This is a genomic window from uncultured Roseibium sp. (genome assembly GCF_947499295.1).
In the GTDB taxonomy this organism is placed as follows: domain Bacteria; phylum Pseudomonadota; class Alphaproteobacteria; order Rhizobiales; family Stappiaceae; genus Roseibium.
Window position 1 is genome coordinate 142,882 of the sequence record NZ_CANMNP010000005.1, and the last position, 12,321, is coordinate 155,202.

A 12,321-nucleotide genomic window follows, 5' to 3' on the forward strand; every position below is an offset into this window, starting at 1 on the left:
TGCAATTCGGATCATTGCCGAAGGCACAGGCTTTATTGTATGTAGACTGCCGACTAAAGATTTTTTCTGGGGAACTTCATGTCTGACGAAAACGCACCTGCAATGGACTACGATGCTCACGAGCAGACTTACGAGGGGTTCATCAACTTCTCGAAAGTCGGAACGATCGCCTGCCTGAACATCGTATTGTTGCTGATCCTTTTCGGTTTTGGTGGCACGACTGCTGTTGTTTTCGGCTGGTTGATGCTGATCGCGACAATCGTTTCCTCCGGAATTGGCCTTGCTTTAGGTGCTTCAGGTTGGATCCCGCCTACCGTCGTTTTCGTCCTGACCGGTATCCTTGCGATTCTGACTGTCTGACGGATCGTCGACCCAGACACTGTGTCGGTATTGAAGGCGCGGCCATAGCCGCGCCTTTTGTTTTGGATTGAGACCTGATTGCACAGCTCATGAACCTGCCTGCTCCAACAGCGTTTCACTATGATCCTCCGATGAACCCTTACCTCAGGGTGCTTCATGTTGATGAGGAGTTGCTTGTGGTGAACAAGCCGAGCGGTCTGCTCAGTGTTCCGGGAAAGGCCCTGGAGCACTCAGACTGTATCGAAACAAGGGCAAAAGAGGCGCATGATCAGGCCCGTATCGTGCACAGGCTGGATATGGACACATCCGGCGTGATGGTCCTGGCCATGAATGGCAAGTCCCACAGGCATCTCGGTCTGCAATTTGAAAGACGGAAAACCGAGAAGACCTATATTGCCGTCGTTTGGGGCCATGTGGTCGAGGATACGGGCGAGGTGGATCTGCCGCTCGTTTGCGACTGGCCCAACAGGCCCAAGCAGATGGTCAGTTTCGAGCATGGAAGACCGGCGCAGACACGATGGCAGGTTCTTGAGCGTCATGCACAGACAACACGCCTACGCCTCTTTCCCTTAACGGGGCGCTCACATCAGTTGCGCGTTCATATGCTTTCGATCGGTCATCCGATCATCGGCGACAGGTTCTATGCGCCGGAAGAAGCCCTGGAAGCCTCAGACCGTTTGGCGCTCCATGCTGAGAGCTTGACCCTGCATCACCCTTCGAACGGTGAACGGGTCATGTTTCGAGCCGATTGCCCATTTTAGGAAAACGCAGGAACGATCAGCTTCCGACGCGGCCCAGACCTTCACGCGCGACCTGGTTCGAATTGTCCAGTGTGATCGCGCGGGTATAGTTTCGCCGGGCTTCCTTTGGCTTGTTGAGCATCTCCTGTGCAAGGCCGCGATTGGCCCAGGCAATTGAAGAATCCCGGTCAAGATTGACGGCCATGGAAAGATCCGAAAACGCCGTGGTCGGGTCGTTTACGGCAATATAGGAAATTCCGCGTGCGGTATAAGGTGCGCTTGCTTTCGGATTCAATCCGATTGCCGTTGCGAAGTCTTCGATGGCCTGGGGATGCTGGTTCTGAGCCTGATAAATCAGGCCTCGATTGTAGAACGCACGCGCGTCGCTGCTGTCCCTGGCGATAACGGAGTTGAAATCTGAAAGGGCGGCGGAAAAATTGCCCTGCTGGCGATAGATATTTCCGCGGCCGACATAAGCGACATCGTAATCTGGCTTAATGTTGATGGCCCGGGTGTAGTCGGAAACAGCTTCCTGATTGCGTCCCATGCGACGGTAGACAAGCGCCCGGTTTGCGTAGGTCTGATAGGACTGTGGATTAAGCTGCAGAGCCCGGTCGAAATCCTCGACGGCTTTGTCGAGTTTGCCGGCCTGGCCATAGGCGATGCCGCGCGTGCTGTAGGCGCTGGCGTCGGACGGATTGGCCTCGATCACCGCTGTCAGCGACGCGATATTGGTGGCCGATCCGGCGGACTTGTTCACGGGAACGTTGTTATAAACACTGGACGTATTGCAAGCGGCCAGAAACGTTGCCAGGCTCAGAACAATGGCATGTGGCAGAAAGTTGCGCATGCGGCACATATGATCTCTTACAGTCAAGCGATAAACCATGCCGTTCTTCTGCCTCCAATTGGGCGGGAGTATGGCTAACGATCTCCGTGCGGCCGGTGTCCAGAGCTATCTCTCGCTAAACGCCAAAAAGCCGACCGTGACATCGGCCGGCCTTACGGCAGTTTATTGAGATCGGCAGCGTGGGCTGCCAGACATGCTCAAGCCGGTTTAGCGGCGAGCGGGCTTGCCAGGAAGCAGGCCTTCACGCTGTGCCCGTTTACGAGCCAGCTTGCGAGCGCGGCGGATCGCTTCAGCTTTCTCGCGCGCTTTCTTTTCAGACGGCTTCTCAAAATGACCGCGAAGTTTCATTTCACGGAAGATGCCTTCGCGCTGCATCTTTTTCTTAAGCGCCTTCAGCGCTTGATCGACATTATTGTCGCGAACCAGAACCTGCACGCGTTTTTTCCCGTTTTCGATGCGCCGCGGCCGTTCCGCAGCAAGAAAGGACTATGAGTTAAGCAAGGTCTTGCCAACAACACTTGCGTTCGGCTTTTACACTCGCATGTAACGCTTATCAACGCCCTGCAGGGCTAAGCATTCACAAGTGCAAAGAAACCTGACCGCCGCTGACGCGTCGCTCACTTTGGTGCGCTTGATACCAGAGCCCGCTGCACCTGTCCACAGTCATTCGAAAAGAAACAGGTTCTGTAGCGGACTTTTGCGCCGGTAGAGGCTGCGAAGAAATGTAGACAGCCTCTCATTTGAGGATTACTGCTGATTGGCTCTCATTTTCAAGATGTCTTTTCCAGGAGAGCATCCATCCAGCCCTGATTTTGGAGGAAACAATGGCGCGGCCAGCGTCCGGGGTCCCCGATTCGGTACAAAAACAGTCTTTGTGGCGCAGTGATATTCTGCCGACGCTGGCGCTCGGCCTGCCATTGGCCGGAGCGCAGATTGCCCAGATGGCGATCAACACGACGGATGTGCTGATGATCGGCAGGCTGGGTGCGCAGGAGCTTGCCGCCTCCGTGCTTGCCTTCAATTTTTACATGCTGCTGTGGTTTTTCGGCATGGGCCTGCTGCAGGCGGTTATTCCCCTGGCAGCACGTGCGCGCGGGCAACGCAAATTGCGGGATCTGCGCAGGGCCGTGCGCATGGGCTTCTGGATTTCGGTGCTTTTTTGCATTCCGGTCTGGTGCATTCTGTTTTTCACGGAATCGATCTTGCTGCTCCTGGGGCAGGAACCGGAACTGGCATACCTGGCCGGTCATTATATGCGCTATCTGCAATGGACCATGCTGCCAGCTTTGCTGATCATGGCCGTGCGCGGATTTTTGACCGTCATGGAACGCACCCAGGTTGTGCTCTGGGCGACAATTGCCGGTGCCGTTGTCAACGCGATCGCCGACTACCTTCTGATTTTTGGTGAATATGGCTTCCCGCGGCTGGAACTTGTTGGCGCGGGCATTGCCTCCGTTTTCAGTGCGACCACAACATTCCTGTTCCTGCTGGCGTATTCCGTTTGGCACCCCCAATTGCGCCGCTACAACATTATGGGTCGTATCTGGCGCTCGGATTGGCCCGTCTTCTTGCAGATCGTTCGACTGGGAACGCCAATCGCCTTGACCATCATAGCCGAAGGTTCGCTGTTTACGGCATCGTCAATCATGATTGGATGGCTGGGCACGCTGCCGTTGGCAGGTCACGGGATCGCACTGCAAATTGCCTCAATCACCTTCATGGTTCCCGTCGGGCTGTCGGTCGCGGCCATGACCCGGGTCAGCCTTGCGGCCGGCCGCGGCGATCATGCAGGTGTCGGCAGGGCAGGCTGGACTGCGCTTTGCACGACGGTTGCCTTCATGGGGTGTTTCGCTGTCGTGTTCTGGAGCATTCCCGAAGTTCTGGTTGGGTTATATCTGGATCTCAGCGATCCTGAAGCCAGTGAGGTACTTCGCTACGGTGTCTCGTTCCTGCTTGTGGCAGCGTTGTTTCAGCTAGCCGATGGCGGCCAGATCATCGGTGTCAACAATCTGCGCGGGCTGGGGGATACTACGATCCCTCTGTTTTTTGCACTCTTCGGCTATTGGGTCGTTGGTATCAGCCTGTCCCTCGGCCTTGGTTTTGCCGCCGGCTGGGGAGGTGTTGGCGTCTGGTGCGGTTTGGCTGGCGGCCTTGCATCGGTCGCGGTTCTGGCAAATCTGCGTTTTGCAAAGAGGGAACGCCTCGGCCTCGTGACCTTCTGATCCCGTCAGCCGGTTTTGCTCGAAATCCGGTTGACGTGACCCATCTTGCGTCCGTCCCTGGTTTCGGCCTTGCCGTAAAGGTGCAATTTGGCAGAAGGCTCTTCCAGAACGGCCTTCCAGTCATCGGCGTCATGGCCAATGAGGTTTTCCATGACGACGTCTGAGTGACGCGTTGCAGCGCCGAGCGGCCAGCCCGCGACGGCACGAATATGCTGGTCGAACTGAGAGGTGAGACACGCATCCTGCGTCCAGTGACCGGAATTGTGAACCCGCGGAGCAATTTCGTTGACGAGCAATTGTTCGCTGCCACCGCTCTTGACCAGAAACATCTCCACGCCCATCACGCCGACATAGTCTAGGCCTGTAACGACTTTTTCAGCCATGTTCCGCGCCGCATCCAGCGTTTCCTTGGCAACGCCCGCCGGCACTGTGGAGGTTTTCAGAATGTGATTTTCATGATGATTTCGGGCGATGTCGTAGCTGGCGCAATTGCCATCAAGATCTCTGGCCACGATGACGGACACTTCACATTCAAAATCAATCAGAGCCTCGAGGACGCTTGGCACATTGCCTAGTCTTTCATGGGCCATGGCGACATCATTAGGAGTGCGGATCATCAGCTGACCCTTTCCGTCATAGCCAAAGCGCCGCGTCTTCAAAACACCTTTCCCGGCAAACTCAGCAACGGCCCGGTCGACGTCTTCCTGAGAATTGATCTCCCTGAAATCTGCAATCGCAACGCCTGCATCCGACAGAAACTGTTTTTCTGACAGTCGGTCCTGGGACACGGAAAGTGCTCTCGCGCCAGGGCGTACGGCGACTTTCCGGTCAAGATGGGCGGCAGTTGGCCCCGGAACGTTCTCGAATTCGTAGGTGACAACGGAGACGGCCGCCGCAAATCGGTCAAGCGCATCCACGTCCTCATAAGGAGCAACAGTGAAGTTGGAGCTGACATCGAAAGCGGGACTGTTCGGATCGGGGCAAAAGATGTGCGATTTCAACCCGAGGCTGGCAGCTGACTGCGCCAGCATCCGGCCAAGCTGTCCGCCGCCGAGAATTCCGATCGTGTCGCCGGGGCTCAAACGGATTTTGTCAGTCATATCGTGAAATCCTGCTGCGGAGACTTCAGGTGGTTTACCGGACAGCCCTAGTCGTCCGACGGCGTCTCGGCAACTGCTGCGGTGCGTTCGGCTCTAAATTTGTTCAAGGCGTCTTCAATAGCGCTGCTTTGCAAGGCAAGCACCGCGGCGGCCAAAAGGGCGGCATTGGTAGCGCCGGCCTTGCCAATCGCCAGGGTGCCAACCGGAATTCCTGCCGGCATCTGAACAATGGAAAGCAGGCTGTCTTCACCCGAAAGCGCCTTGCTTTCCACCGGCACACCGAAGACCGGAAGCGATGTCAGGGATGCTGTCATGCCGGGCAAATGGGCTGCACCACCGGCGCCTGCAATGATTATCTTGAAGCCCTCGTCTTTCGCGCCCTTGGCGAAGTCGTACATGCGGTCCGGTGTGCGGTGGGCTGAAACGATACGCGCCTCATAGCTGACACCCAGTTGGTCGAGCGTATCCGCCGCGTGTTTCATAGTCGGCCAGTCAGATTGACTGCCCATGATGATTGCGACATCCGCTTGTGCCATTTTGCGCTCCAGTATCCGGCGGGCTCAGAAGAGCCGCGGAGTATAGGCAGCGCGCCGCGCATCGCAAGACGCAAACGATCGAATTTCTTCATTGTGGCAGCGAAGGGAGATTGGGCATGCCAGGGCAGTGGAGAATTGCGGCGCTTCAGGCGATGATGTCGGGGAACAACTGGTCTTCCAGAGCCGAGATACGGTCCTTGATCATCAGCTTCTTCTTTTTCAGGCGCTGGAGCTGAAGAGCGTCATGGTTCGAAGTTGCGCCGAGTGCTTCGACGGCAACGTCAAGATCCCGGTGTTCCTGACGAAGCTGCGCCAACTCCAACCGCAAAGCATCCTGATCCATTCGCGCCATCTATGTCCCCTAAAGCCGGACATGAGTCCTAGTCTATTTTGCAGCTGTCGGGCAAGATAGCATCTTTGGCAAGTCGACAATCATGCTTCCCGGACCATTTTGCCCTCGAAATGAGACAAAATGACGTAGAAATCCTGATGCTGTGGAAAATGTCATCGGGCAAATCACTCATGAGAATTTTTTGTGAGTTTTGAGCCTCTTATTTGCCCCTGGTTTTTCAGGATTTCCTAAGGTTAGTTGGAAGAATGCACTATTTGACGGCAAAGCGTCTCAGATATGCAGATTCAGCAATCGACAAGCCTGGAAAATGTGTGGCACGATGAAAAGGTTGAGCCAACAGACAGGAGAAAAATTCCATGTCAATGCAGTCACATCTCGCAGAACTTGAGCGCCGTCACGCTGAAATGAAACGCAAGATCGAAGACGCTCTGATGCATCCGAGTACCGACTCCCTGCAATTGGCTAACATGAAGCGACAGAAACTCAAGATTAAGGATGAGATCGAGCGACTACGCAGTAACGACACGCTGCACTAGCGATCCCCTTGAAAAGAGAAATCGAAACGCCGTGCTTCGCGCGGCGTTTTTTTTATATTTGGGTGCAGCTTGCCGGATGGCGGTGTTGGCAAGGTCAGAAGAAGTTTTTGTCCAATTCTATAGGGCCTTGGCCTGTTCCCTAAGTGCAAATTTCTGGATCTTGCCTGTCGACGTTTTGGGCAATTCACAAAAGACCACCGTCTTCGGCGCCTTAAATCCTGCCAAATGGGTTTTGCAAAAGCTGATCAGACCCGATTCGCTGACTTCAGCCCCCGGTTTCAATTCGACAAAGGCACAAGGCGTCTCGCCCCATTTCTCGTCCGGCCTGGCAACCACGGCTGCGGCTTGAACATCGGGATGTTTGTAAAGCACCTCTTCCACCTCTATTGAGGAGATGTTTTCACCACCCGAAATGATGATGTCCTTTGAGCGGTCCTTGAGCTGAATATATCCGTCCGGATGCCGAACGCCGAGATCGCCTGAATGAAACCAGCCGCCCATGAAAGCCTTCTCGGTTGCCTCGGGGTTTTTCAGGTAGCCTTTCATGACGACGTTGCCGCGGAACATGACTTCTCCAAGCGTTTCTCCGTCCGAGGGAACAGGTTCCAGGGTTTCCGGATCAAGCACGGTGAGATCTTCCAAAGCGACATACCTCACGCCCTGGCGCGCCTTTTTTTGGGCCTGTTCTTCAATGGAAAGAGTGTCCCATTCCCGTTTCCAGTCATTCACGACGGCCGGGCCGTAGACTTCCGTCAGACCATAAAGATGGGTGACATTGAAGCCTGCGGTTTTCATGGCAGCCAGCACGCTTTCGGGAGGCGGGGCTGCTGCGGTGAAGAACTCGACTTCCCTATCAAGTTCGCGGCTTTGGTCAGGGGCGGCATTCAGGAGCGTGGACATGATGATGGGAGCGCCGCACAGATGGGTCACTCCCTCGTCGGCAATCAGGTCCCACATGGCGTTCGGCCTTACCCAACGCAGACACACGTGCGTGCCGGCGACAATGGACAGCGACCAGGGAAAGCACCATCCATTGCAGTGAAACATTGGCAGGGTCCAAAGATAGACCGGATGTTTGCCCATCGCGGCTGTGATGACGTTTGCCTGGGCCAGAAGGTATGCGCCGCGGTGATGATAGACGACACCTTTCGGGTTGCCGGTCGTGCCGGAAGTATAGTTGAGCGTGATTGCGTCCCATTCGTCGTCCGGCAGGGACCAGTTGTACTCGGGGTCTCCCGTTTGAATGAATTGCTCATAATCGAGCGACCCGAGCCGTTCACCCTCCTGCGGAAATTCCGGGTCGGAATAGTCGATAACGATTGGCCTTACGCTCGCGATCGAAAGGGCTTCCTTGACCACCGACGCGTATTCCCGGTCGGTGATGAGCACTTTCGTGTTGGCGTGGTCGAGCTGGAAAGCGATGATTGCAGCGTCCAGCCGCGTATTCATGGAGTGGAGCACAGCCCCGGCCATTGGAACACCGTAGTGGGCCTCAAGCATGGGCGGGACATTGGACAGCATCACACTGACAGTGTCGTCCTTGCCGGAACCGAGATTGGCGAGCGCTGAGGCAAGTTGGCGTGAACGGCGATAAAAAGTCCGGTAATCAGTGCGCTGTCTGCCGTGTATGATCGCCGTGACTTCCGGAAACACATCAGCGGCGCGTGCCAGAAAACTGAGCGGTGACAGAGCCGCGAAGTTCGCAGCGTTTTTTTCAAGTCCCCGCGTAAACGGACTGACGCCTGTGTCCATGATCATCCTCCCTTGATCGCCTTCAAGCAGCATGAAAACCGGAAACGGCCGACCGCGCAATTCATCATTGCAGGGGTCCGACCGTTCAGGCCAGCAAACCGATCAGACCGTCATAGGTGAGTTTGACACCGATCAGGCCCATGAAAATGTAGATAACCGAATAGAAGATATCGGCCTTGACGATCCTGACCAGCCATACGCCGACCAGCGTTGCGACCAGGGCGACTGGAAAGAGAGCGACCGATGTCGACAAGTTTGTGGCATCGAATTGACCGAGCAGAAAATAGGGAACCAGCTTGATCGCATTGACCGTTGCGAAAAATATTACGCCTGTTCCGGCAAAGAGCATGGGTGCGAGACGCAGCGGCAGCATATACATCTGAAAGGGCGGCCCGCCCGTATGGCTGATGAAGCTGGTGAAGCCTGCAACAGTTCCCCAAAAGGTCCCCTTTGCAACGCTGTGGCTTTTGGCTGCGTCATTTTTGCGTTGCTTGAAGAGATAGTCGGCAACGAAAGCCAGGGACATGATCCCGATCAGAAAGATAACAAAGGCATCGTTTACGTAGGCCGCTGTTGCCCAACCGATGCTGATGCCGACAACAGCTGCCGGCATCAGAATTGCCAGAGATCTCCAGTCTGCCCGGCCACGATAGGCTAGCAACGCGATCACATCCATCACAATCAGGATCGGCAACAAGATGCCAGCTGCCTGGATAGGGGGGATGGCCAGCGACATGATCGGAACCCCAAGCATGGCGAATGTGCCACCAAAACCGCCTTTGGACAGGCCAACGAAAAAAATCGCAGGAATCGCCGCGGCGTAAAACCAGATGTCTGTAATCGGGGTCATGGGCAAAAGAATGCGAGAGGTACAGGGGAAGGGATCGGCAAACAAGCATGCCAAAGTGTTTACGTAAAGTCCCGACCGTCGAATTGCCTACGCGTGAAGGCTTGCAATTTGACCTTACCTTACAGCACTCTGTCCGGCAAAAGGCGGGGTTTTGACCCGGTCGGCGTTTGGGAGGACATAGCGATGGCAAGCCGGTATCACGAGGGCTATCAGGGCTGGAAAAACGATCCGTTGGGATTCTGGAAAACGGCGGCTTCTGAAATCGACTGGGATTCGACATCCGACACGATTTTTGATCCGGACCAGGGGCAATACGGTCGCTGGTTTCCGGACTGGGAGTGCAACACTTGCTACAACTGTCTCGACAGGCATGTGGAACGGGGGCGGCCAGGTCAGCCAGCGCTGATTTACGATAGCCCGATTACCGGCAGAACGGCGACATACACCTATGCTGAACTCCTGGAGGAGGTGGAAGCGCTGGCCTGCGTGCTGTCCGATCGGGGGCTGCAAAAGGGTGACCGGGCCATCATCTATATGCCGATGATCCCCCAAGCGGTCATGGCCATGCTGGCTTGCGCCCGGCTTGGCATCGTCCATTCGGTCGTTTTCGGTGGCTTTGCGGCGAACGAGTTGGCAACACGTATCGACGATGCAACACCAAAAGCCATCATCGCGGCTTCCTGCGGAATCGAGCCGGGCCGCGTGATCGCCTATAAACCGTTGATCGATGACGCGATTGAATTGGCGTCCCACTCGCCGGAGTGCTGCCTGGTTTATCAACGCGACGAAAAGCCAGCCGATATGGTCGACGGACGTGATTTCGACCTTGGAGCGCTGCAGGCGCAAGCCGTTGCCGAAGGCCGCAGAATCGCCCCGATCACCGTCAAGGCATCGGATCCGCTCTACATTCTTTATACGTCCGGAACGACAGGCCAACCCAAGGGCGTGGTGCGCGACAATGGCGGCCACATGGTCGCGTTGAAATGGTCGATGAGCAACCTCTACGACATTCAACCGGGCGAGGTGTTCTGGGCCGCATCAGACGTCGGCTGGGTGGTTGGCCATTCCTACATCTGCTATGCACCTTTGCTGCATGGATGCACCACCATCGTCTTCGAAGGCAAACCGGTGGGAACACCGGATGCCGGGACTTTCTGGCGGGTGATCTCGGACCATAACGTGGTGTCGCTGTTTACGGCGCCGACGGCATTCCGGGCGATCCGCAAGGAAGATCCGGGTGGAACACTGATCAGGAAATACGATCTATCCCAGTTCCGGTCGCTGTTTTTGGCCGGTGAGCGTGCCGACCCGGAAACGGTCAATTGGGCCATCGATCAGCTTCAGGTGCCGGTGATCGATCATTGGTGGCAGACCGAAACGGGATGGTGCATCGTCGGCAACCCGATGGGTTTGGGAAAACTGACGGTCAAGCCGGGATCTCCTACCGTTCCAATGCCTGGATACGACGTGCAGGTGCTGGATGATGCCGGTCATCCGCTTGGGCCGAATACGCTTGGAAACATTGTCGTAAAACTGCCGATGCCGCCTGGTTGCCTGCCGACGCTGTGGAATGCGGATCAGCGTTTCTTTGATGCCTATCTTGCCGAGTTCCCGGGCTATTACAAAACGGCTGATGCCGGCATCATTGACGATGATGGCTATCTTTCGATCATGGCGCGGACCGACGACATCATCAATGTTGCCGGTCACCGGCTTTCTACCGGAGGCATGGAAGAGGTTCTGGCGACCCACGCAGACGTTGCCGAATGTGCGGTGATCGGTATTGCCGACAAACTCAAAGGTCAGCTGCCCTGCGGCTTCGTCGTCCTCAAGGCCGGTGTCGATCGGGAACATGAGGTTATCGAAAAGGAACTGATCGGGCTGGTTCGTGAAAAGATCGGGCCAGTTGCGGCTTTCAAGATCGCAATTACTGTCGAACGTCTGCCGAAAACCCGTTCCGGAAAGATCCTGCGAGGTACCATGCGCCAGATCGCAGATGGTGAGAGCTACAGGATGCCCGCGACGATCGACGATCCGGCGATATTGGATGAAATAACCGTCGCCTTGAAATCACACGGGATTTCCAGCTGACATCGTAGCCTTACGTTACTGGAGGCACGTGACTGCCATCGACACCGCGTGAATTGCGAACTAATGTCGGGCCGCCGCAGAGCGGCCCGCGCACAAAAAAGCGCAATTTGAAACCAACAGCGGTGAGGATTCCGTGTCTCTGGAAAACAAGGTTGCCATTGTAACCGGCGCAGCTCGAGGTATCGGCTTCGCCGTCGCCAAGCGATTTGTCATGGACGGCGCCAAAGTCGTGATCTGCGACGTCGATGACGACGCAGGCGAGAGCGCGGCGGATGATCTGAAGACGCTCGGCGAGGCCACCTATATTCATGCAAATGTGGCGGAACGTCTGGATGTTCGCAATCTGGTCGCCGAAACTCTGAACGCTTATGGTGAGATAGATATTCTGGTGAACAACGCAGGAATTGTCTCCGGCGCTGATTTTCTTGACTTTGAAGAAGACGAATTCGACCGTGTTCTGTCGGTCAACCTCAAGGGGGTCTTTCTGTGTTCGCAGGCCGTTGCCCGCCATATGGTCGAAACGGTGGAAAATGGCGGTACGCCAGGCTGCATAATCAACATGTCGTCCATCAATGCGGTGTTGGCCATTCCCACCCAGCTTGCCTATTGCGTTTCAAAGGGCGGCGTGTCGCAGCTGACAAAAACAGCGGCTCTATCGCTGGCAAAACACGGTATTCGCGTCAACGCGATTGGGCCAGGGTCAATCATGACGGACATGCTGTCGTCGGTGAATGACGATCCGGCAGCCAAACAAAGACTTTTGTCGCGCACACCTTTGCTGCGTGTAGGCGATCCGGCTGAGATTGCAGGTGTCGCCGCCTTTCTGGCGTCTGAAGATGCAAGCTATGTGACGGGACAGACCATCATCGCCGATGGTGGTCGCATGCCATTGAACTACACGGTGGAAGTGCCGGACGAGGATTGACGGCGAC

The 12,321-nt window shown here is 55.8% G+C and carries 13 protein-coding genes; 6 read left to right on the forward strand and 7 right to left on the reverse strand.

Annotation, left to right across the window (positions count from 1 at the left end; translation table 11 throughout):
* The first annotated feature begins 78 nt into the window (after positions 1-78).
* Both Q0835_RS10580 and Q0835_RS10585 read left to right on the forward strand, forming a co-directional pair.
* Positions 79-360 carry an aa3-type cytochrome c oxidase subunit IV gene (locus Q0835_RS10580; protein ID WP_298819837.1) on the forward strand — a complete coding sequence of 94 codons (282 nt, stop codon included), beginning with the start codon at positions 79-81 and terminating at the stop codon, positions 358-360.
* Between the two features lie 89 nt (positions 361-449).
* Positions 450-1,121 (forward strand): RluA family pseudouridine synthase, encoded by a 672-nt coding sequence (locus Q0835_RS10585; RefSeq protein WP_298960959.1) that lies wholly within the window; start codon positions 450-452, stop codon positions 1,119-1,121.
* A 16-nt stretch (positions 1,122-1,137) separates the two neighbouring features.
* Here Q0835_RS10585 and Q0835_RS10590 read toward each other — a convergent pair whose 3' ends face one another.
* Both Q0835_RS10590 and rpsU read right to left on the reverse strand, forming a co-directional pair.
* Entirely contained in the window at positions 1,138-1,989 is an 852-nt protein-coding gene (locus tag Q0835_RS10590; RefSeq protein ID WP_298819841.1) for a tetratricopeptide repeat protein, read from the reverse strand.
* A gap of 168 nt (positions 1,990-2,157) precedes the next feature.
* Positions 2,158-2,385: a 30S ribosomal protein S21 gene (gene rpsU, locus Q0835_RS10595; protein WP_298819843.1), complete on the reverse strand. Its 228-nt coding sequence runs from the start codon at positions 2,383-2,385 to the stop codon at positions 2,158-2,160.
* Between the two features lie 389 nt (positions 2,386-2,774).
* Between rpsU and Q0835_RS10600 the strand changes: the two genes are divergently transcribed.
* Positions 2,775-4,172 carry an MATE family efflux transporter gene (locus tag Q0835_RS10600; protein WP_298819845.1) on the forward strand — a complete coding sequence of 466 codons (1,398 nt, stop codon included), beginning with the start codon at positions 2,775-2,777 and terminating at the stop codon, positions 4,170-4,172.
* Positions 4,173-4,177: 5 nt separating this feature from the next.
* Here the strand turns inward: Q0835_RS10600 and Q0835_RS10605 are convergent, their stop codons facing one another.
* The 3 genes from Q0835_RS10605 to Q0835_RS10615 form a co-directional block, all read right to left on the reverse strand.
* Positions 4,178-5,272 (reverse strand): 5-(carboxyamino)imidazole ribonucleotide synthase, encoded by a 1,095-nt coding sequence (locus Q0835_RS10605; protein WP_298819847.1) that lies wholly within the window; start codon positions 5,270-5,272, stop codon positions 4,178-4,180.
* A 47-nt stretch (positions 5,273-5,319) separates the two neighbouring features.
* Positions 5,320-5,808, reverse strand: a complete 489-nt coding sequence (purE, locus tag Q0835_RS10610; RefSeq protein WP_298819849.1) for a 5-(carboxyamino)imidazole ribonucleotide mutase — start codon at positions 5,806-5,808, stop codon at positions 5,320-5,322.
* A gap of 145 nt (positions 5,809-5,953) precedes the next feature.
* Complete coding sequence (locus Q0835_RS10615) at positions 5,954-6,160, reverse strand: DUF465 domain-containing protein (RefSeq protein WP_298819851.1); 207 nt, start codon at positions 6,158-6,160, stop codon at positions 5,954-5,956.
* Between the two features lie 356 nt (positions 6,161-6,516).
* Here Q0835_RS10615 and Q0835_RS10620 point away from each other — a divergent pair, with 356 nt between their 5' ends.
* Complete coding sequence (locus Q0835_RS10620; RefSeq protein WP_298819853.1) at positions 6,517-6,696, forward strand: DUF465 domain-containing protein; 180 nt, start codon at positions 6,517-6,519, stop codon at positions 6,694-6,696.
* Positions 6,697-6,813: 117 nt separating this feature from the next.
* Here the strand turns inward: Q0835_RS10620 and Q0835_RS10625 are convergent, their stop codons facing one another.
* Together Q0835_RS10625 and Q0835_RS10630 are read right to left on the reverse strand one after the other, a co-directional pair.
* Positions 6,814-8,448 carry an acyl-CoA synthetase gene (locus Q0835_RS10625; protein ID WP_298960962.1) on the reverse strand — a complete coding sequence of 545 codons (1,635 nt, stop codon included), beginning with the start codon at positions 8,446-8,448 and terminating at the stop codon, positions 6,814-6,816.
* 85 nt (positions 8,449-8,533) lie between these two features.
* Positions 8,534-9,298: a sulfite exporter TauE/SafE family protein gene (locus tag Q0835_RS10630; RefSeq protein WP_298819857.1), complete on the reverse strand. Its 765-nt coding sequence runs from the start codon at positions 9,296-9,298 to the stop codon at positions 8,534-8,536.
* 183 nt (positions 9,299-9,481) lie between these two features.
* Here Q0835_RS10630 and Q0835_RS10635 point away from each other — a divergent pair, with 183 nt between their 5' ends.
* Positions 9,482-11,389 (forward strand): propionyl-CoA synthetase, encoded by a 1,908-nt coding sequence (locus Q0835_RS10635; protein ID WP_298960964.1) that lies wholly within the window; start codon positions 9,482-9,484, stop codon positions 11,387-11,389.
* A 133-nt stretch (positions 11,390-11,522) separates the two neighbouring features.
* Positions 11,523-12,314 carry an SDR family NAD(P)-dependent oxidoreductase gene (locus Q0835_RS10640; protein WP_298819861.1) on the forward strand — a complete coding sequence of 264 codons (792 nt, stop codon included), beginning with the start codon at positions 11,523-11,525 and terminating at the stop codon, positions 12,312-12,314.
* Positions 12,315-12,321: the final 7 nt, after the last annotated feature.

What these genes read in the sequence shown, in the direction of transcription:
- Q0835_RS10580 (WP_298819837.1), top strand. Translation starts at nt 79, where the DNA reads ATGTCTGACGAAAACGCACCTGCAATGGACTACGATGCTCACGAGCAG.
- purE (WP_298819849.1), bottom strand. Translation starts at nt 5,808, where the DNA reads ATGGCACAAGCGGATGTCGCAATCATCATGGGCAGTCAATCTGACTGG.
- Q0835_RS10605 (WP_298819847.1), bottom strand. Translation starts at nt 5,272, where the DNA reads ATGACTGACAAAATCCGTTTGAGCCCCGGCGACACGATCGGAATTCTC.
- Q0835_RS10585 (WP_298960959.1), top strand. Translation starts at nt 450, where the DNA reads ATGAACCTGCCTGCTCCAACAGCGTTTCACTATGATCCTCCGATGAAC.
- Q0835_RS10635 (WP_298960964.1), top strand. Translation starts at nt 9,482, where the DNA reads ATGGCAAGCCGGTATCACGAGGGCTATCAGGGCTGGAAAAACGATCCG.
- Q0835_RS10590 (WP_298819841.1), bottom strand. Translation starts at nt 1,989, where the DNA reads ATGGTTTATCGCTTGACTGTAAGAGATCATATGTGCCGCATGCGCAAC.
- Q0835_RS10625 (WP_298960962.1), bottom strand. Translation starts at nt 8,448, where the DNA reads ATGGACACAGGCGTCAGTCCGTTTACGCGGGGACTTGAAAAAAACGCT.
- Q0835_RS10615 (WP_298819851.1), bottom strand. Translation starts at nt 6,160, where the DNA reads ATGGCGCGAATGGATCAGGATGCTTTGCGGTTGGAGTTGGCGCAGCTT.
- Q0835_RS10600 (WP_298819845.1), top strand. Translation starts at nt 2,775, where the DNA reads ATGGCGCGGCCAGCGTCCGGGGTCCCCGATTCGGTACAAAAACAGTCT.
- Q0835_RS10630 (WP_298819857.1), bottom strand. Translation starts at nt 9,298, where the DNA reads ATGACCCCGATTACAGACATCTGGTTTTACGCCGCGGCGATTCCTGCG.
- Q0835_RS10620 (WP_298819853.1), top strand. Translation starts at nt 6,517, where the DNA reads ATGTCAATGCAGTCACATCTCGCAGAACTTGAGCGCCGTCACGCTGAA.